We start from the raw sequence: 19,985 nt of genomic DNA, 5'->3' as shown, positions 1-19,985 counted from the left end.
ATTTTAAAAACAAATGAAAAACAATTACTCGTAGTAGATGCTTCGGTCGTCCGTGTAAGGAAGGTCTATCGTGTTAAGCTCGTCAAGGTCTCCGGCAAGGTCATTTATCTTTATGTACCTGCTTGAAATGGTGTAGAGGTTGTCGTCCATGTAAATTCCTCTCTGGACAGTTGCCTGATTCCACCAGTTAAAGTACCTCGAGTCTGACGAAGAATGCCTGACTTTTCCTACCTCTTCAAAGCCGTCTTCGCTCACGCTGAACACGTATGCCCCGTTCCAGATGCGGTAGTTGTACTCGTACATTCCGGTCTTGTCTCTTGACACCACTTCGGTTACAGGAAGGACAAGAAGGTTCTTTGTCTTGCTGAAAAGGAATGCCTTGTGGTCGTGAAGGGCGGCGCTGTCAGAGCCTGATTCGCCAATCACAACCCTGTCCACCTCCTTAGGGTTCTCAAAGTCGGAAACGTCAAACAAGGCAATCTTTATGCCCTGCAGGGAAACGCCTCCATATTCGTTCTCCTTAGTCTCCTTTCCTACGCCGATTATGTGCGTTTCGTCATACGGGTGAAGGTAGTCGCTGTAGCCCGGAATCTTGAGGTAACCAAGCATTTCCGGCCTTTTTGGGTCTGACAGGTCGATTACAAAGAAAGGGTCTACCTGCCTGAAGGTCACCATATACAGCTTGTCTCCAAGGAACCTTGTAGAATAAATTCTCTCGTCCTCCGCGAGCTCCTCAAGCTTTCCTATCGTATTCATGCCCTCGTCGAGAACATAGACATTATTGTACTGTATTCTCTTGTCAAGCCATACCGTCACGGTTGTTGCAACGCGAAGGTTTCCCTCGAATTCATCAAGCGAGAACTGGTTTAGCAAACTTCCGTCAACTTCGCCTTCGCTTAGGTACTCTATTTTCCCGTTATCGATTCCAATCTTGTGGATGACTGTTCTTGACTCTTCAAGCGCTTTTTTCGTGTCATACTCCGCCAGTGCCTTCTGTATATCTAAAAACATGTCCTCGTACTTGTCCTGGAGCTTTTCGTCTTTCTGGGCAGCCACGAAGAAATCGGATAGTGCCTGTGAAATCTTTGTCCACTTTTCCTCCTCGCTTATGTCCTCGCTGATTATCTTGTTTATGTCTGTCTTCAGGTCACCCTCAAGAAGAGGGACTACCACCTTGTAAAACCTTTCGCTGTCGTACCTTCCCTGGCTGCCGTAGCACCTCCACCACCCCCAGCACCAGTTGGCGTGCCTCTGGTAGGCGATGTAGATATTGTTTTCGGAAACCATCATCGTGTTTGTGTACCCCAAAAGGAATGACTTGCTGTCAACAACCTCATCTGCCTGAAGGTCTATGGAAGTTATTGTGTTGAACTGGTAGTTTTCATCCGGGTTGTCAAAGTAGTAGACTTCGGGAGTCACGGTCGTGCCCTTGAGGTCCCTGACAATAGGCGTATCCAGGTACTGGTAATTTGCCGGGTCGAGAGTAACAAGGTAAACTACCCCACCATTCATTCTGGACTGGTAATAGCTTCCTGAAACGCTGTAGGTGTTGATGACTTTTGGCTTAGACCTGTCCGAAATGTCATAGATGTAGACCTGTGTTCTCTGCTTGTATGTCTCGCGAGGCATCACATCGTACCTTTCAAAGTAGTATGCCTTCTCGTATTTTGTGACAAACAGTGCGAGCCGGTCGCCAAGGACAAACATTTCCTGCGCTCTTGGGTAGTCATAGTATGATTCCTTACTCTGGGCGCCCTCCAGCCGCGTCTTTGAGACAATCTCTGCATTTTCTGCATCATAAGCGTCCACTATAACGAGCTGGTTGTCGGCAATCAGGTAGATGTATCGGTTATCGTTTTTCACGAAGTCCGCCTCGTCAACACCTTCCACCTGAACGTTGGTTTGGGAATAATCTGATGCGCCATTTGCAGCCGCTGCGCCTGCACTGGGGGAAGAGGTTGACTTCATGGCAGAGTCAGACTCTGCCATATCCTGAATTTCCGCTGTAGAGTACGAGCGGTAGCCATTGCTTTCTGAAACCCTCTGAGACAAGAATTCCCTGAGTTCCTGAACGCTTTCAAACTTCATCAGCTCCTGCGAAGCATTTCCTTCGGCAGTAATGCCGGTTTTCTCGCCGTTTGTGTCCTGGCCAGGAAGTTCGTCCTGGAACTGGTCTGTCAGCAGGAAGTATGAAAGGATTAGCACCGAAATTATCGCTATTGCCACGAGTATTATCTTGCTTGCGTCTGTGTCCAATGGTCTGTTTCTGCTATATGCCATAATTATAGCATACTATAGCTAATAACCTGGTTTCCAGTAAAGTATCTTGAAAAACAAAAAACTATTCCTCGTCTTCGCCCTCTTTTTCCCAGTATTCCTCGGCCTCTTTTTCCATTTTATCGAGCCGGTCGTAGTAGTCCGGGAATTCATTAAGGTGCGCGAGGGCAATTTTTCCAGTCAAAAGCGCGTCGTCACCGGTTACATTCGTGTGAGGGTCACGCGTGCCATGCTCAAGCTCAACATCCATTCCGCGCCTGAACTGGTCTACATCGAACTTGTCCCAGGTTATTCCAAGCTGCTCTCCAATCGCCTTTGCCTCTTTTTCATTAAAGTGCTTCTTTTCCATAATGGAATCTGCTAAAATATATAATAAACTACATAATCTTCCGCAATCTGCCTTACTCCCTGTACTCAAATGACAGCTTATTATATTCCTCTGTTTCGTAAACGCAAATCCCCTCCTTGTGCCACAGGACGAACTCTGAAATTCCCGCATCAAGCGCCATCTTGCTGCAGATTGTGCAATATGGCTTTCCCGCAAACGCCCCTTTGCCTTTTTCGTCCAGCCGGATAAAATACAGCCGGGAGCCGGAAAGCTTTTCGGAGTTCCTCCTGAGAGCATCCATTATCGCCCTCTGCTCAGCATGAATGCAGCAGGTCTTGTCTGACTTGAAGTCTTTTGGAAGTTTGTCCTTGATGCAAAACTCCAGCTTTCTGTCAAGCGGCGGAGAATTGTAGCCAGAGCCGATTATTTTTCCGTCCCGGACAATAACTGAGCCGCACCTCGAGCGAAGGCAAGTCGACAGAAGAGCAAGCTTTTCGGCCTCATGAAGCATTCTTTCTGCCTCTTTTCTCTCTTCCCCTTCAAGATACCTCATAATAACACGCGATTCAAAATGACGGGTGTGCCTCTCCCATACATACCGAAAGCCCAAATGAAGCAGTTAAACCCTGCAGTGCCAGGAAATACTAAATATTCTGTATTACTCTTTCCAAAAGCTCGTTAATCTTCTCTCCCCGGTAGCCCAAGTCACCGCCTTCGTTAAATCCCCTCTTTATGGCGTTAAATCCATCTTTTGGGTTAGGCAGGGCAAAAACAACTTTTGCCTTAGACTCTGAAACCGGCTGCTTTTTCTTCTTAAGCTCGGAAACAACCTTGTCGCTTACCTCTCCATAGGTTACAAAGTCCTTTACCTTCTTTATCATACCCAGGTTGTTTGGGGTTCCTTCTATAATCACGCACCGGTTCTTCCTGGAAAGCCCCAGCATATTCAGGGTATCCCGAACATCCTCTCTAAGCGTGAACCGCCCCTTTATCCGGAGTGCCGCTATTTTCGCCATAAATGACACTAGGAAAATTTTAATAGTCGGGCTAATGGGTGAGCTTTTGAATAGATTGCCTTACCTTAAGAAGCTCATCCAAACCAAGGCATGAAACCCTCTTTTCAAGGTCCAGCCCCCCGATATCTGCCCTTGCTTCCCTCTTGGAAACAATTTTTCCTTCCACTTCAAAGCCCCTTACGATTGCCTCTCTCAGGGCGTTTTTGGCGATTTTGTCCTTCTGGCGCAAAAACTCCCAGAAGATGCGCTCTGCTACGGCTTTTGGCTCCTTTGGGCAGAGTACCAGAAGCCGTGAGCTCACCCGGGGAGGGGGGTCAAAGCTGTCGGGGTAAACCTCAATATCCGGCTCCAGCCGGAAAAATGTGCCTGCAATAAGCCCAAGCTTTGTCTTCTCTCCCCCAAGGAGAAGGTTTGAAAAGTGCCCGGAAACCAGAAGAACTGCCCTCTCGAAGCGGCAGAAGACCAGCTTTTGCAAAAGCGGCTCAGAGATGGAATAGGGCAGGTTTGAGACCATTTTGTCGAATTCAGGCCATTCCAGGGAGAGAGCATTGCCGAAAATAACCTTCAGGTTCGGGTTTTCCCTTGAAATGATGCCTAAGGGCTTTCTCATAGACTCGTCCAATTCGATCGAGATGACTTTTTTGGCGCTTTTTGCAAGCATTTCTGTCAGGTTTCCCTGTCCGGCCCCAATTTCAAGCACGGTTTCAGTACCCTTAAGGTCTGCAAGCTCAAGCGACCTTATAAGAACGTCTTCATCAACCAAAAAATGCTGGTCTAACTTCATTTTAAAGATACCCCAAAACTACTCCCCTCTAATTGCGATTATCAAAAGCTTTCCGAGGACAAGCCGCAGGTCCTCAAAGGTTTCCCCCTGCACGACAACATTCTTGCCGTCATAGCTTAGGGATGTCTCGTTTGCCCCCATTCCAGGGCCAAGTATTATTATTGCCGGTTCGTCAAGCGTGTAGTCCTTCAGGAAATACGGGTCAAAGCCCTTATTCTTGCCCTCATAAGCCGCGTAATAGTGGCTTAAGTAATATGAAAACGGTGTTACTGAAAGTATAAGCTCGGAATTTTCAGGCCCTGTCTCTTCAGAGGCCCCAAAGACAAGGTTTATCCTGTCATTTTCAAAGAACCGTGCGATTTCAGTGCCATTTGAGGTGGGAAAGTTAACTGCGTAAGAGAGGTTTGTCCCCGCATTATACTGCGGCCGGTACCAGGTCCCGTTATCCATAAAGCACAGATAATTATCCTCGCAGACTCGGACATTCTCTGAAAGCTGCGGGAAGACATAGCCCTTGCCACCGATTCCGCCATTAATCGTTGAATAAATTGCAAGAATTACCACTACAGCAACCGCGCCAAGGGCAAGGTACAGCCCATAATTGCAGGATGTGCAGGGCTTTTCCTCAGGTTTCTGCTCCTCTTCGTCTTTTACGGGCTCTTCAGCCGCCTTTTCTTCTTTCTGCTTTGCGGGTGCTTTTTTCTGCTTGGCTTCAGCAGGAAACATTTCCTTAAACTGCTTCTTGCTCGCGCTTGTTTCCCTCTTTGCCTGCTTTTTTGACCGTTTTGCCGCCTTTCCAGACCTCTTCTTAGCCATAATTTATCCTAATTCCTTATAAACTATATATCTATAGTAGCAATGGGCAATAAGGGTTTCTTAAATTTTAATCAATTAAATAATGGCGGAATTGACAGTGCAGGACGTAAAAAAATTAAAGGAAGGCAAGAGAGGGTTTACTGAAACGGTAGACCTTGCAGTAAGTGTCGTTGGGCTTGATATCAAAAAGCCGGAAAACAGGATAAGAGAAGCGATAAAGCTCCCTAACAAGGTAAAGGACATGAAAATCTGCTTTATTGTAGAAGCCCTCTATGGTGAGGCAAAGAAAACCAAGCACACTGTCCTTTCCAAGAATGAGTTTGAGCTTAAGCCCAGGGAAGCCAAAAAGCTTGCCCGGGACCATGATATTTTCGCAATAGAAGCCCCACTTATGGCTCCTGCAGCAAAAGCGCTTGGGCGATACTTGGGTCCAAGAAACAAGCAGATGATGCCGCTTCCTCCAGGGCTCAAGGACCTTAAGGGCTTCATTGACGGCCTAAACCACACAGTCCAGCTCAATATCACAAAAAGCCCCACAGCACAGCTTGCCATAGGAAAGCTTGACCTCAAGGAAGAGCAAATCCTTGAAAATTACAATTACGTTATTGAAAAGATAAAATCCCGGCTTGAATCGAAAAAAGGGCAGATCAAGTCGGCTTACCTCAAGACTACAATGGGAAAGCCCATGAAGGTGATGTAGTATGGTGGCCACAAAGAAGATAAAGTCCAGGGAAAACATTGCAAAGCTCCTTAAGAGCCACAAATCCGTGATTCTTTTCGACCTGGCAAACCTTCCTTCAGGCCAGCTCCACAAGCTGAGAAATGCTCTCAAGGCAAAGGAGATTTACACGGTCGTGGGCAAAAAGAGAGTCCTTCAAAGGGCCATTGAAGAGGCCAGAATAAGCCTGAATCTTGATGAAGCAAAGCAGCCGGCAATTGTGTATTCAAACAAAGGGATTTTCGAGGTTACAAAGGCGCTTAAGGAGGTTAAAACCAACAGAAAAGCAAAGGCCGGCGAAGAAGTGCCTGCAGACATTACTCTTCCTGCAGGGCCAACTCCGGCACAGGCAGGGCCTGCAATAAGCATCTTCAAGACGTTCCAGATACAGACTATGATTAAAGACGGAAAAATCTCAATTAAGGACCCCAAAACCGTCTGCAAGAAAGGGGACAAAGTCCCCTTTGAGCTTGTTTCTCTTCTGAATATGCTTGGAGTCACCCCCATCGAGATGTCTATCGCCCCTCAAGTGGGCTACAGCGAAAACATGTTCTACACTAGGGAGGTATTCGACATCGACCCGGAGTTTGTCAGAAACCAGGTCCTGGCTGCTTCAGGCAACATTACAAAAGTCACTTACAAAATCGGCTACCCGACAAAGCAGAATGCCGAGCTTCTTCTCGTAAAGGGCTGGAGAGGGGCGAGGCAGATCGGGATAAGGGCTGGAATTCCTTCAAAGGAACTCATGGAAGACCTCGTAAGAGCTGCCCACCTTGGAGCTAAAAAGCTTGAAAAATGAATAAGGGAATATCCGTCATACTGGCAGAAATAATGCTGGTAACGATAAGCGTCGGCCTGATGTCAATGTTCTATGTATTCTATGACTCTTCATCAAAGCAGGCAATGGAAAACGCCGAGGAGCAGGGAGATGACCTGGCATGCATAAGGAACTCAAACCTTGTAATTGAGGAAATTTCCGAAAGGAACCTTACCCTCAAAAACCTTGGCTCTACCAACCTAAACGCCTCCCATATATCAGTTTATCTCGATAATGCCCCCCTGGAGGCCATAGTTCCGGAAGGCACCCTCAAGCCCGGAGACCGGATTCTCGTGGTTCTTAGCGTGGCGCCTCCCGTAGGAAGCAGGATGAAGATTTCCGGGGACTGCAATACCGGCGACGAAGTTTATGTAAGGTAAACCAAAAAGGGCAAAAAAATCGAAAATATATTATTTCCCTAACTATATTTATGCGCATTTAGACGCATATAAACCATGTTCTACCTCATAGATGTGAAAGAAAAGGTGGGCGTCGAAGCCCAGAAAATTAAGGAAAATATCAGAGAAAGCATAGAAGAGAGCTTAGAAGCAACCCACACCCGCGAGGAAAACGGGATATTTTTGGGGGTTACAGAAATAAAAAAGGTTGGTGAAAGCGGAGATATTCTCCCCGAAAAGCCGGAGATATACTTCAATGTTGAATATACAGCACTATTCTTCCAGCCAGTTCCTGGAGAGATCCTCTATGGAACTGTTGTTGATGTTGCGGAATTCGGCCCGTTCGTGAGAATAGGCCCTATTGACGCACTTGCCCACATCTCACAGATAACCGCCGAGAAGATGACTTACAACCCCCAGCAGGATGTGATTGCAAGCAAGGACAACAAGCTCGTAATCCAGGCCGGTGACATGGCCATTGCATGTGTTGCAAACGCCTCCATCTCAAAGGACAGGATGAGGGTAAACCTCACTATGCGAGCAGACGGGCTTGGGCTTCTAAAGTGGCTAAGCAAGGAAAAGGCCAAAAAGAAGGCAGAAAAGGGCGAAGCCGAAGGAAAGGAAACAAAAGCCGCGAAGAAAGGGAAATAGGAATAGTGCCTCAACCTTTTAACCAATAGATTCATTTAATCAGTCAACTTCTAACCAGGTCCATCAATTAATCAGCACGGGCTCCAAAGTTATACCAAAAAAGCTTTTTGGTACAGGAATCTAGTTGGGCCTTATTGAAACATTCAGACAAGTCAAACATAATTTCGTAATCAAATCCGTGGTCAAAAGCATCGAATACTGAAGCCATAACACACGCCTCCAGATACAGGCCACAAAAGTGGAGTTTGTCTATCTTTTTGGCTTTAAGAAATTCCAGAAAGCCCTCAGACCCAAAAACCGAATAAGTTGACCTTTCAAAAACAGTATGGCTCTCAGCCAAATCTCTCAACTCAAAAGCAATATCCGTTTCGGGAGGTTTAGTGCACTTGGCCCAGCCAAGCTTTTTTACGAAATTTGAATCCTTCCTGTTGATGAACTTTGAAAAAACCACAAAATCATAACTTTGAGCCGCAAGGTGGTCTTTTATTTTAGGAGGCAACTGTCTCGACGCGTTATTGATAAATGCCTCCTGCACGTCAATTACAATAAGCGCACTAGGCATAATTACCAAAAGAGGGCTTCTTATTGCCTTACTACTTGAAAGCCCCTTCAAGTGGAGGAATTACCTGCTTTTTCCTCGACAAAACCTTCTCCCGATAGATCGAGTTATTCTCGATTTTTCCGCAAAACGCCTCTTCAAAGCCCAATCTTGCCCGCTCATTTCCGGCAAACAAAAGGTCGCTTGCTTCCGTCATGACATCGGTCAGCATCATAACGACCATATCCAGGTTTTCAGATGATAGCAAAGCGTTCATCTCAGCAAGAAGCGCCTCACGCTTTGGCTCAAGGTCTTTTATATCCATCACCTCTATCTGTCCGACCCCTGCCTTTACCCCATTGAAATCAAACTTCTTGAAGTCGTTCATGAGGAGGTCCTTGGCAGATTTGCTTCCAAGGTCACTTTTTGCCTTGAGCATTTCCAGCCCAAAAGCCATCGGATCCTTCAAGCAGATTTTAGAAAGCTTTTCAACTGTGTCCCTGTCTTTTTGGGTGCAGGTCGGTGACTTGAAAAGAACTGTGTCTGAAAGAATCGCAGACATCATAAGACCGGCTATTTCTTTTGGAATTTCAACTCCAGTTTGTTCGTAAAGAGAGGCAATTATAGTTCCTGTTGCCCCAACGGGCTCGTTATGGAAAAAAATGGGCTTTCCTGTCTGGAGCCCACCAATTTTGTGGTGGTCAACAACCTCAACGAGATCTGCCTCCCCTAATCCGTCTACCGCCTGCCCTGTTTCATTGTGGTCAACCAAAATAAGACTTTTGCCGCAGGCGTTTTTAAGGACTTCCGGGGCTAAAATGCCAAACTGCTCCAGAATAAACTCTGTCTCATTGTTTATCTCGCCTGCCGTGGCAGGAATGGCATTTACGCCCAATGCTTTTTTAAGGGCGGCATAAGCTATTGCTGAGGCAACTGAATCCGTATCCGGGCTCTTGTGCCCAATTACATAAAGTTTATCACCTGCGTCCATAACATACCTGAAAAGATTTTTATAGATTTCAGAAACTACCGCCCGGTCAGGTCAAATCGAACTGAAGAGAGCGTCTACCCCAAGCAGCCCAGCCAGGATTAACCTTAAAAGCCCAGCCAGGAGAAAATATTCCTGAAAAAATGCACGACTGCATCAACAAAGTCTCCCACAATACCCTTACTCTCCGCATTTTGAGTCAACTCTTCATCAGTGAGAGTACCCTCCCTCATCCCCTCGTAAGTTTCCTTCAGGGAATTTGGAAGGCATCCTTTCCTCACAGAGTTCCAAAAGTCCTGTGACTCAAAGTTGACGGTTCCCTCAAGAGCGGCCTGGAGCCGCGAGGTGGAAAGCTCCTCGGAAACAAGCCGCATTATCTCCTCATCAGTCCTGGTGGTTGCGCCCTTGTCAGCCAGGTAGCAGAACTCGTTTGCCTCGCAGGAGCCGCCAAGGTTGCACCTTGCAAGCTCAGGCCCCATATTCTTCAGACTCTCTATAATCTGGGCATAATCTATGTATGCATATGCATCGCCCCCGGTAGGCCTTGTCGCAGCATAGAACAGATCAGTTAGCCCCGGCTTTTCCTCCTCAACGCCGTCACCCCAAAGGCCATAAACGGTTATGCCCTTTGAAACCGCCATGCTGGCTGCCTGGGCTACCGAGGCCTTGTCAGCATCATCATCATAGTAAAGGAAAGAGCAATATTCCGGTGAATCACCCTCATTTGCGCGGCAGTTTACATATCCTGTGTATGTCGCTGGTTCATCGCCTCCTGCATAAGGCCCTTCATCGGACAGGAAAATAATTATCTTCTTGCCCTCCCCTTTTTTCGGGTAGTTCTCTGACCAGTAAGATACTCCGATGCCCCAGTTCTCATATGCAGGGCCATAGCACCCGCTGGAAAAACTGCAATGATCCATGCAAGCCCAAAAATTCTCTTCGCAGATCATGCAGGTCCCATCATTGTTGCAAAGCTCTATCAGAAGCTTCGTTTCATAGTCAACCACCACACCATTCTCCTCTAGCAATGCTATAAGAGGCAGGATTATACTCTGGTCCACACGTAACTTCCGCTCATCTTCAAAGGATCCAGAAGAGTCAATAGCAAAGACCACTAGCAATTTCTCGGGCAGGCCGTACCGGGTCTTCGGGCATTTTGCCCCCCTCAGGTCAACCAATGTTTCATCGCAGTTCTTGATTCCATCGGTGCAGTGGTCGTCATGCCAGACGCCCTCAATGCAGGAGCCGCCATAGGTATGGCACCAGTTGTCATCGGCCCCGTCATCGCCGCAGCACTCTTGAGTCTTTTCATCCCAAACGCCGCCTTCGCACTCGCAAACCGCTTTGCTTTCATCCGCACTCCTGCAAAATCCACCCAAGCCATCGCAGAAGAGTTCTCCTGTGCATTTTCCCTTCTCGCATTTGTCGAATGCGCTGCCGGAGCATTCATTATTAGAGCTGCATGAGAGGTCGTAGCAGTCCGAAGAAGAAGCTTCCGTAGTAAATGTACAGGGGCAACCCGCATTGCAGCATCGTCCCCCTTCAGGCCCATCTGCCCCACAGCAAACTGCATCCAGGCAATCAGTCAAGCCGTTGCCATCATTGTCAATTCCATCCGTGCATACCTCCGGGCAGGTGTTGCAGCCAGTTCCACCGCAATCGACGCCGGTTTCGTCGCAGTCCCTTATTCCATCGGTGCAGTGGTCAGCGTGCCAGACGCCTTCAAGGCAAGCGCCGTTTCCAATATTGCACCAGTTGTCTTTTTCGGGATGCATTAGCCCGTCATCCGGATCTATATTGAAGGCATCGTCCCCACAGCACCCGTCCCCAGCCCCGCCATTGTAATGTATTGGGTCCCAGTGAGGGTTGCACTCATGGCAACTCATGCAAACCCCTTCATCTTCATCAGCGGACTTGCAAACCCTAACCTCACCATAGCAAATCTGGGAAACGCCACATTCACCCGGGTCGCACGGCTCAAGGCGCCCAACCTGGCAGGTGTAGGTCGGCTCAGGTGCCGGGGGGAAAGCACCCCCATCAGAAACCAAATTGTACCGCTCAGCACCATACAAGTCCTCAGGGCTATCGCAACTCTCAATCCGGCAAGGGTCATCAGCAAACGTGCAGTGGACAAGCTTCGAGCAGCAGGTTGCCCCCCCAGGGCCTTTAAGCCCCCAGCAGTCGCTGTCCGCGCAATCAGTGTCATCATCATCATCATTATCAATTCCGTCCGTGCAAATCTCCCACTTCAGGCCTACAACAAGAACGACGGTTCGTGCATCCTCTGTCGGGACGTAGCTTTCTTTTGAAACACAGCAGTACTCCGTAACTCTGTTGCAGTCTGAGAAGTACCCTTCTTTTCTAACCTCCTCTGCCAGATTACAGCCAAAGTAAAATGGCCTGCAAGTGCCCTGGAAATCCCCAGAGCAGTCTTTTCGCTCGCCGTAGGAAACATCCATACGGTCAATAGCGTAATCAATTATTTTTGCCTCGCTCTCCAATTTCACGCCATCAGCACGCTCGCCAACAAACTTGACACGGACTGTGTGGGGACCTGTATGTGGGGGGGTTGGGATAAACGGATAACCACAGCCAAGCTGCACATAATCGCCTTTTGCAATATCAACAGCTGCCGAAATGTCTTCAAGAGTAGACTCACCAATATCCACCACACCCTCGCTTTTGGTTACAGAGCACCTGGAGGTCACGTCCTGGAAAGCATCCTGCCCCTTTGGCTTTACTGACCACTCCAAGTGGCCCGATATTGGAACGCCACCCTCGTTTTTAACAATTACCTTTATTCCCCAAAGCCGCGCCAGTTCTTCGGGGTTCGTCACGTCAAGAGGCAACTGCTCACCCACATGGGTGCCTAGGTCCAAAAAGTCATCATCGCCAGAATCCTCTCCAGAAGGAATGCAGCACTTATTTATTGAACTACAATCAAGTTTTTCAGAATGGGGGGTCTCACCGGTGGCACAACCAAGCCGACAAGTACCCCCCAGACTTGCACAGGTTGAAATCTTTGACTGAACATACTCGGGGTCAACCTGCACCACTCCAGTAATTTTCCGTGTTTCAGTTCCAGATCCGACAACAAAGGAGTATTCAAATGATACCTGGTACGTTCCCGATTCAGCAAAGGTGAGCTCAGCTAGGGGGACAAGAATCTTATAGCCCCCTTTTGGAACTACCAGAGTATCTGAAGAAAGCCCGTTGAATGCAAGGCATTCAGAAGTAATGGTGGTCTTGGAAATGGGCCCCTGGAGAAAAACCTTAATGGTTCCCGTAAGCGGCTCGGAATAGGCATTTGCTATATCAAACTGAATCGCATCCTGAGTGGCTGCAGAATCGCCAGCAAAACAGAGAGGCATTAATACTACAAGGGCAATTGCAAGAACATGCCTTAAGCTCATAATGTATTGTAGGATGACTTATTAATATAGCTTGGTGCTGCTTCGGATATTACCTGCTAACAGCTACCTGGGTTGATATGACACAACGAGCAACCAGGCCTAGTTGCATTCACATCCAGTTCTCGCAGCATCGAGTTTGCATCCCTTTGTGCAGGAAGAAGGGCAATTTACAGATTGTCTGCAGTCAGGAACTGAAACTCGGCTGCCAGAAACGCTTGCCGGAATGCACTTCTTAGCCCCATCACAACTCCATCCCTGCGTCGTTGGTGACTGACAATCAGAATCGTCTTCACAAGGGCTTCCATCATAAACTTTCTTGCCGCATGCCAGGCAGGCATTCTTGCATTTTATGCCAGACATAAAAGGGTCACTGAATGCTATGTGGCACACCTCCAGAAGGTTCTTTTGCTGTCCATCCACAGTATAACTGGTCTTGACCTGAGACAGCTTGGTCGAGTCGCACTGATATAATGTTTTTAGCTGCTGGCAGCCCTGCTCAAAGGCATTTTTAGCCTGCATAGCATCCACATTCGAGACATTTTTGCCAGAGAAAAACACAAACAGGACCATGACAATCAGTCCCAAAGACAATACAATTATTGCATTGGTGGGGAGCTCAACGCCTTTTGCCGCCATAATATATCTACCCGCTGACAAATATAATGATAGTTAAGCTGAATGCAAAAAGGATTGACTTCATGAAGACCTTCAAATCGGGGCTCTTTTATTTCTTCTATGAAGAAACTCCCCGAAGAAAAGTTCTTTTTGACAGAAAGACCGCAGAGCTTAGCTTCAGAGAAAACGAAAAATGCCTTGAAATTGAGAGCAGCAGAGACCTAAGCAATGAAAAAGGACTTCTTGAAAGGATAAGGTTCTGCCTGGGGCTTGATGAAAACCTTAAGGAATTTCACGAGATATGCCGAGACGACCCTGTGCTCAAGGACTATATCGATAGGATAGAAACCACCCGGATTTTTTCGGCATTTTCTGACTTTGAGGCGCTTGTCGGCGCAATAATATCTCAGAACAATTCATATAAGAATTACCGCAGGAAAATGCTGGAGGTTTACCTCAAGCTAAACTTCGACCCCAAAAAATTCACCGAAAGTAATCTTGAAGGAATGGGCCTGGGATACAAAGTTCCGTTCTTGGCTACGCTTGCAAAAGACTTTGGAAAAAAAGACCTGCAGGCAATCAGAGGCATCGGGCCCTACTCGGTCCAGCTTTATGAGATATTCCAGAAAAGGAACTATTCCGCATTCTATATCGACTGCCTGACCGAGAAAATCATGCGCCAAAGGTACGGGATTAATAAAGACTTTGAAGAGGAAAGCTGGAGGCTTTGGGGAAAGTGGCGGGGCCTGGCTGAAGCGTACCTCCAGAGATTTTTTGAGAAGAAATAATCCTCTCTAGTAAAACAAATCCTTTGGGTCAAACCTTGGGTGAGTCACAACCACAAGCTCAATTGCAGAATCAACAGATTCAATATTGTGGTATTTCCCTTTCGGTATTGGAATTATATCTCCGCCTTTATCTCAAAAATCTTAGAGCCAATTTTCATTTTCGCCTTGCCTTTAACGATATAATAAACCTCTTCCATCAGCAGGTGCTTATGGGGCTTTGATCCTTTTGTAATGGTTGCATAAGACATACTCAGGTTGGCTGAAGGGTGCATCTCCTGCAACACCTCGCAGGCGTTCTCCAGGGGCTTAATTTTGCTTCGGTTAATGATTTTCATAAAATTATTGGCTATTTTTCCAAATATTGATTCAATTATGATAACATGCCAATAAACGCAGGCCCAAAGTACTATGCCGCCGAAGAGAGGTTTCTGAAAGCAACAAGCCCTGAGGAAAAAATCGCCTGCCTTGAGGAGATGATTAGGGAGATGCCTAAGCACAAGGGAACTGAAAATGCCCTCGCGCAGCTAAAAAGAAAGCTCGCCAAACTCCGCTCGGACTCGCAAGGGTCTAAAAAGGGAGGAAAATCGAGGGGAGTTGAAAAAACCGGGGACGCGCAGGTCTGCATAATCGGCTTCACAAACTCAGGCAAGAGTTCGCTTCTTAAGGCCCTTACCGGAAAAGAAGTTGCAATAAGCGACAAGGAGTTTACCACTATTGAGCCGGAGGTTGCAATGATGAACCTGGGCGGCGCAAACATACAGCTTGTGGAAATCCCATCGACCTTTGATAGCACTCAGCTCTCAATCCTCTATAGCTGTGACCTCATACTTGCGCTCCACACCAGCCGGGAAGAAAAGCAAAAGCTTGAGGAATTCCTAAAAAAAAGAAACATCCGCACAAAAACCCTCTTTGCCGCGACAAAGCTTGACACTTCAAGTTCCCCAAGCAGGGTGAAAATTTCCGTAAAGCTTGGCTATGGGCTGGATGACCTTAAAGCAGAACTCTGGGAAAGCCTGAACTTAATCCGCGCATACACAAAAAGAAACAACAAGGTTGAAGAAGTGCCCGTGGTCCTGAAGCGCGGCTCGACGGTAAAGCATTTTGCAAAGGAAATACATAAAGACTTTGTCAGCAACTTTGCTTTCGCAAGGATTTTTGACAAGACTAAATTCAGCGGCAGGAAGGTCGGATTAAAGTACGTGCTAAAGGAAGGCGATATTGTAGAGATTCACACGAAATAGCATCTGGAGTTATATATGCTCAGTAAGATTCTCTTCTCTTCTGTTAAGCTTTATTCCTACAACAGTTGAAACCCCTCCTTCGGAAATCACCCCATAGACCTGGTTGCTCTTCGATATTGTGACTTCATTGTGGGTGACTATGAGGTATTGCTGCTCGCTGGTAAACTCCTGTATCAAATCAACAATCTTCCGGGTATTCTCCTTGTCGAGAGCCGCATCGATTTCATCAAGAAGGCAAAAGCAGCTTGGCTTGCACCTTTGTATTGAAAGAAGAAACGCGATTGCAGTAACAGTTTTCTCTCCGCCGGAAAGCGAGTCTATGCCAAGGAGCCGCTTTCCTTTCGGCTTTGCCTTTATCAAAAGCCCGGAATAAACATTTCCCTCCTCTTCAAGAGACAGGTAGCCCTCTCCTTCGGAAAGCTTCGTATAAATCTCCCTGAAATGCACATCAACTTCATTGAAAAGAGCCATAAACGCGTCTTTCCTGTGAGTTTCAATCTCAAGGATTACCTTTTCAATTGCGTACTTTTCCTCGACAATCTTCTCCACCTTCTCCTTTAAGTTTTCGTATTCCATCCTGTAGGTATCAAAGTCCTCAACTGACTTCATGTTGAGCGGCCCAAGCTCACTCATCTCCCTCGTGTACTGGCTTATTCTATCCTTTAGTTCATTTACGCTTCCCTTCTCAAGCTCCTCAAAAAGTTCAAGCCCTGAAAGTTCGTCCTGAGACAGCTTAAGCTCTGTTTCAATTCTTGCAAGCTTTACCCTCTCGCTTGACAGGTCGCTTTCAAGGCGCAGTTTTCTCTCGTAAACCTTTCGCCTCTTCTCGCTAAGCTCCTTTCTTGCCGCTTCCCCCTCTTCCATCCTCTGGCTCAGCCCGCTGTATTCTCCCTTTACCTCATCTCTTGATTTCGTTGTTTTTTCAAGCTCCGCCCGGAGCAGTTCTAGTTCCTCTGAGAGGGTTTTATTCTCCTGCTCAAGTGCGGAAATCTCCCTCAGGTACCTTGAAGAATCCATTGGCGAGTCCTTATAACCGCCAAGAATAGCCCCGCTTTTTTCGATTAAAGAGCCGTCCTGAGTGACAAGCCGGTACTGGTTAATAAGCGCCTTTGCGCTTGCAAGACTGCCCATTACAACGGTTGAGCCCAAAAGGAACTCTGCAACGCTGTTGTATTTTGGCTCGTACTTGACAAGGTTTATCGCAACATCCACAACCCCTTCTGCTCTGGGGCGGGATACAACATTTCCACGTATTTTGTCCAGGGGCAGGAATTTGGCAGTCCCTATCTTGTTCTCCTTAAGATAGCGGATTAGGGAATCTGCAGTAGAAACTGAATCTACAATTATATTGTTCTTGGCGCCCCCCAGTGCAGCATCTATCGCCTCGCGGTTCTCAGGACTGCATCCAATAACCTGGTCGGGAGTGCCTAGCACGCCGGGCTTTCCGAGCAAAAACTTCACGGCTTTTGGCTTGTCCACTTCATCCAGACGCTCTATGAACTGCCGGAGCCGGGTGATTTCCCGCTCGTTATTTTTTATCCTGGCCTCTTTAGTCATAAGCTGGCTTTTGACCTTCTCCTGCTTTTCGATTACCGCCACTTCTTTGCTTCCGCCAAGCACGTTTTTGGCCATATTTTTCAGGTTGCTATCTATCTCCTCCATTTTTGCATCAAACTCCTGGACTTCCTTGAGAGCTTCGGAAAGCTTTGACTCGATTTCGCTGCACTTCCCGGAAATCTGGTCTTTCTTCTCCACACCATCGTCCAGCTTTTTCTTTGAAATCGTAAACTTCATGCGCTTAACCTTGCCGTTAAGCTCCTCATAGGTCTCTACTTTTCGCTTCTCTTCAGAAATGTTCGAGAAAAGCCGCTCTTTTTCGGCCAGAAGCAGGCTTTGCTGGGTGAGAATGCTGCTGACTTTTTCAAGTTCTGACTCGCTTTTCTTTTTCTTCTCGTCAAACTCGGCCAAACCTGCCAGGTCATCTATGACTTTTCTCCTCTCACCGGGAGTCATCTCTATGACGCGCGTAACGTCGCCCTGGGCAACAATATTGAGCCCTTCGGGAGTGATTCTTGCCTCCCTAAGGAGGTCCAAAATCCTCTGCCGGGTGTCGATTTTCCCGTTGAGCCGGTACGTTGACTGCCCATCGGAGTTAATCTGGCGGAAAATCGTGACAACATCGGAGTCCAGCTTGATAACCCGGTCTGAATTGTCAAATTCAAGCTCTACCTTGGCAAAACTTGCCGCGCCCCTGTCGCTCTTGAATATTACGTCCTCCATCTTGTCAGCCCGCATAAACTTGGCAGAGCTTCTGCCCAGGACAAATGAAAAAGCGTCCACAATATTGCTTTTTCCTGAGCCGTTTGCGCCAGCTATACAGGTAATGCCCGGGCCAATATCAAGTGAAACCTTATTTTTAAAGGATTTGAAGCCATGGACAGTAAGCTTGCTTAAGGAAACCATAACTCATTAAAGCAAATTTTTATTTAGGAAATCCTTGCAAACCCTGTCTCCTGCAGAAAACTATTCTCTGGAATATATCTACAAATATCTAGTCTTGTTTTCCAGTTCTCGGGGATTTTTCTTGGTATTTGATTTCCGCTTTGAAATCTGGCTTTCCACGTCCTGGATAACCCCTTCAACGGATTTTATCTCGCCTTCAACCTCATCAAAAAGATTCTCTTCATTCTTGACCAATGTTTCGACATCAACTCCGCCCCGGTACTCCAGATGCTTGGGCTTTAAAGCAGCGGTTCCCTTTGAAACCAGCTTTGATCTCAGGAAAAGCGCTGCAGTCAGGATAAGGATGACCAAGATGCCCAGATAGGCATATGGGTGCAATTCTCTTTCTGCTACAACACCTTCAACTTCCGGCTGGCGGCATCCAATACCCGCCTCATCGCACCCAAGCGGGCAGTACATTGACTCGAACCAGCCATTTTGCTGGCAAGAATAAACCCATCCCTCCAGGCATTTCTCCTGGCCTTCAGAGCAGACTTCCTCTACCTCTCCAAAAAGCTCTATGCAGGACTTGGCCTCGGCATCACAGCCATTTTCGCATTTTTCCAAAAAAAACCAATAGCTATTTCTACATACTTCAATACCCTCAGGCACGCACCGCTTATCTGACTCTATGCATAAAGGCAGCTTCTCTCCCACTATTGCAAAATCCGAAAAAGAGTCCAGATAAGCCAGATACTCAGTAAACTCCAGTGAAGAATTGGCCTTTACCGTTTCCAGAGGCACCCATTGGCCCTGAGAGTAGTGTGCAAGGTAAACCCCGGAAAGATTGTTTTTTCGCAGCCACAGGTTTTCAACCCTGAACCTCAGGGTAGCATTTTCGATCTGCTCATTTTCAAACTTCACCTTTTTGACAGAAAAGTATTGATAAACAACGCCAGGGGAAGAAGTATATGGGGGGTCTTGGGACTCATTAAAGATAATAGATGCACCGGAAATAGACTTGTTCAGGTTTACTTCCAAAAATATACGGGAGTCAGCCGATTGCCACACAATCTGCTTGTTCGCTCCGGAAACTGACCCGCCTCCGCCTCCACCACCAGTAACCTTATACAGGACGCGATAAGCATAGGTAGAGCTGTTTGTGTTCCCTGCAAGATCAGTGGCAGTACAGGACGCAATCTTATCTCCCAAGGTGTCGGTAGAAGGATTTGGCTCATAGCTCAGGGTTATATTCTCCGAAGGCGAAATATTGTCCGTGGCTAAGCAGGTGCAGGTAAGGGTCTCTTTGAGATAAACCCTGTCAGAATTGCAGGAAAAGGAAATGCTTGGAGAAGCCAGGTCAATCCAGAATAATAAGCTTTCCGAGGAATTGATTCCCCCCGAAGTATCATTTGCTCCAACCAATAGGGTGTAGTTGCCCTCAGAAAGGTTTAAAGAAATAACGCTGCAGTTAAAGCTTGTGTTTGTAGCCCAGTCGTCCAGAGAATACCAACAAGAATCAACGCCAAATCCGTCGCTGATGTTTAAGGAAATGCTTATGTTAGATAGACCATAATGGTTAACCGCAGGGGAATTGATTATTACTGAAGGCGCACCGATATCCGTTATGGTATAATTGAGCATATACGTATTGTTGTCCTCCCCGTCCGAAACAGTAATCAAAACTGCATAATACCCCGCCTCAAACTCTGAAGGGTTGTCTGAAATTACTCCGGTTGAGGAGTTTATGTCGAAAAGGGTTGTGTTATCTGTCCAGGAAAGCACATCGATTCCATCTGAAACGTCGGGGTCTATTGCATCATAATCATACTCCCAGTAACTGCCATTGGCGTTCACGGTTATATTCACTGGAGTAGTGTTGATAACCGGGGCGGTGTTCAGAATTGCTTTCTCTGTGGAATTCTCCAAAGCCGATTCCTGTTCGTAGCCGTCTATGGAATAAACCTGGCAGGTGATATTGTCCCCTTTGACAAAGTAGGTCGAGTTCAGGGCATCTGAAGCCAAAGACCCATTTGAAACTGCGGTTTCATTGCCAGTTGCCAAAGAAATTCCGTTCTTGAACCACTCGAAGTATATTGTGCCTGTGTCCCCTTCGCTGTCTGTGTAGTTAAGTGTGCAGTTTATGTCCGTAAGG

The 19,985-nt window shown here is 47.0% G+C and carries 19 protein-coding genes; 6 read left to right on the top strand and 13 right to left on the bottom strand.

Annotated features, from left to right (window positions below):
• Nucleotides 1–24 precede the first annotated feature (24 nt).
• The 6 genes from JW727_02130 to JW727_02105 form a co-directional block, all read right to left on the bottom strand.
• Nucleotides 25–2,280 carry a beta-propeller domain-containing protein gene (locus tag JW727_02130; GenBank protein ID MBN2094820.1) on the bottom strand — a complete coding sequence of 752 codons (2,256 nt, stop codon included), beginning with the start codon at nucleotides 2,278–2,280 and terminating at the stop codon, nucleotides 25–27.
• Nucleotides 2,281–2,341: 61 nt separating this feature from the next.
• A complete protein-coding gene (locus JW727_02125; GenBank protein MBN2094819.1) occupies nucleotides 2,342–2,626 on the bottom strand; it encodes a hypothetical protein in 285 nt (94 codons plus the stop codon).
• Between the two features lie 52 nt (nucleotides 2,627–2,678).
• Nucleotides 2,679–3,158, bottom strand: coding sequence for a hypothetical protein (locus JW727_02120; GenBank protein ID MBN2094818.1), 480 nt, complete (start codon nucleotides 3,156–3,158; stop codon nucleotides 2,679–2,681).
• A gap of 91 nt (nucleotides 3,159–3,249) precedes the next feature.
• Nucleotides 3,250–3,621, bottom strand: coding sequence for an uL30 family ribosomal protein (locus tag JW727_02115; protein MBN2094817.1), 372 nt, complete (start codon nucleotides 3,619–3,621; stop codon nucleotides 3,250–3,252).
• 31 nt (nucleotides 3,622–3,652) lie between these two features.
• Complete coding sequence (locus JW727_02110; GenBank protein ID MBN2094816.1) at nucleotides 3,653–4,405, bottom strand: hypothetical protein; 753 nt, start codon at nucleotides 4,403–4,405, stop codon at nucleotides 3,653–3,655.
• Nucleotides 4,406–4,423: 18 nt separating this feature from the next.
• Nucleotides 4,424–5,221, bottom strand: a complete 798-nt coding sequence (locus tag JW727_02105; GenBank protein ID MBN2094815.1) for a hypothetical protein — start codon at nucleotides 5,219–5,221, stop codon at nucleotides 4,424–4,426.
• A gap of 82 nt (nucleotides 5,222–5,303) precedes the next feature.
• Between JW727_02105 and JW727_02100 the strand changes: the two genes are divergently transcribed.
• The 4 genes from JW727_02100 to JW727_02085 all read left to right on the top strand — a co-directional run bounded on the left by JW727_02100 (nucleotide 5,304) and on the right by JW727_02085 (nucleotide 7,805).
• Entirely contained in the window at nucleotides 5,304–5,921 is a 618-nt protein-coding gene (locus tag JW727_02100) for a hypothetical protein (GenBank protein MBN2094814.1), read from the top strand.
• 1 nt (nucleotide 5,922) lies between these two features.
• Entirely contained in the window at nucleotides 5,923–6,738 is an 816-nt protein-coding gene (gene rplJ / locus JW727_02095; protein ID MBN2094813.1) for a 50S ribosomal protein L10, read from the top strand.
• Nucleotides 6,735–7,136: a hypothetical protein gene (locus JW727_02090; GenBank protein ID MBN2094812.1), complete on the top strand. Its 402-nt coding sequence runs from the start codon at nucleotides 6,735–6,737 to the stop codon at nucleotides 7,134–7,136. Before rplJ ends, JW727_02090 begins: the two co-directional genes overlap by 4 nt.
• A 75-nt stretch (nucleotides 7,137–7,211) precedes the next feature.
• Nucleotides 7,212–7,805, top strand: a complete 594-nt coding sequence (locus JW727_02085; GenBank protein ID MBN2094811.1) for a DNA-directed RNA polymerase — start codon at nucleotides 7,212–7,214, stop codon at nucleotides 7,803–7,805.
• Between the two features lie 67 nt (nucleotides 7,806–7,872).
• On the opposite strand, the gene JW727_02080 is transcribed toward JW727_02085, so the two are convergent.
• The 4 genes from JW727_02080 to JW727_02065 all read right to left on the bottom strand — a co-directional run bounded on the left by JW727_02080 (nucleotide 7,873) and on the right by JW727_02065 (nucleotide 13,380).
• Nucleotides 7,873–8,367 carry a cysteine hydrolase gene (locus JW727_02080; GenBank protein ID MBN2094810.1) on the bottom strand — a complete coding sequence of 165 codons (495 nt, stop codon included), beginning with the start codon at nucleotides 8,365–8,367 and terminating at the stop codon, nucleotides 7,873–7,875.
• Nucleotides 8,368–8,398: 31 nt separating this feature from the next.
• Nucleotides 8,399–9,334 carry a manganese-dependent inorganic pyrophosphatase gene (locus JW727_02075; protein MBN2094809.1) on the bottom strand — a complete coding sequence of 312 codons (936 nt, stop codon included), beginning with the start codon at nucleotides 9,332–9,334 and terminating at the stop codon, nucleotides 8,399–8,401.
• A gap of 104 nt (nucleotides 9,335–9,438) precedes the next feature.
• A complete protein-coding gene (locus tag JW727_02070; protein MBN2094808.1) occupies nucleotides 9,439–12,744 on the bottom strand; it encodes a hypothetical protein in 3,306 nt (1,101 codons plus the stop codon).
• Between the two features lie 99 nt (nucleotides 12,745–12,843).
• On the bottom strand, nucleotides 12,844–13,380 hold the full coding sequence (locus tag JW727_02065) for a hypothetical protein (GenBank protein ID MBN2094807.1): 537 nt from the start codon (nucleotides 13,378–13,380) through the stop codon (nucleotides 12,844–12,846).
• 26 nt (nucleotides 13,381–13,406) lie between these two features.
• On the opposite strand from JW727_02065, the gene JW727_02060 reads away from it, so the two are divergent.
• Entirely contained in the window at nucleotides 13,407–14,147 is a 741-nt protein-coding gene (locus JW727_02060; GenBank protein MBN2094806.1) for a hypothetical protein, read from the top strand.
• A 113-nt stretch (nucleotides 14,148–14,260) separates the two neighbouring features.
• Here the strand turns inward: JW727_02060 and JW727_02055 are convergent, their stop codons facing one another.
• Nucleotides 14,261–14,482: a hypothetical protein gene (locus JW727_02055; protein MBN2094805.1), complete on the bottom strand. Its 222-nt coding sequence runs from the start codon at nucleotides 14,480–14,482 to the stop codon at nucleotides 14,261–14,263.
• 45 nt (nucleotides 14,483–14,527) lie between these two features.
• On the opposite strand from JW727_02055, the gene JW727_02050 reads away from it, so the two are divergent.
• Entirely contained in the window at nucleotides 14,528–15,388 is an 861-nt protein-coding gene (locus JW727_02050; protein ID MBN2094804.1) for a TGS domain-containing protein, read from the top strand.
• 9 nt (nucleotides 15,389–15,397) lie between these two features.
• Here the strand turns inward: JW727_02050 and JW727_02045 are convergent, their stop codons facing one another.
• Both JW727_02045 and JW727_02040 read right to left on the bottom strand, forming a co-directional pair.
• On the bottom strand, nucleotides 15,398–17,851 hold the full coding sequence (locus tag JW727_02045) for a chromosome segregation protein SMC (GenBank protein ID MBN2094803.1): 2,454 nt from the start codon (nucleotides 17,849–17,851) through the stop codon (nucleotides 15,398–15,400).
• Between the two features lie 78 nt (nucleotides 17,852–17,929).
• Nucleotides 17,930–19,985 (bottom strand): PGF-pre-PGF domain-containing protein (locus tag JW727_02040; GenBank protein ID MBN2094802.1); only part of this gene is annotated, 2,056 nt, incomplete at its 5' end.

This window comes from Candidatus Aenigmatarchaeota archaeon, assembly GCA_016932615.1.
In the GTDB taxonomy this organism is placed as follows: Archaea; Aenigmatarchaeota; Aenigmatarchaeia; order QMZS01; family QMZS01; genus JAFGCN01.
Note: the sequence above shows the minus strand (reverse complement) of the source record. Positions and strands in the feature narration are given on the sequence as shown.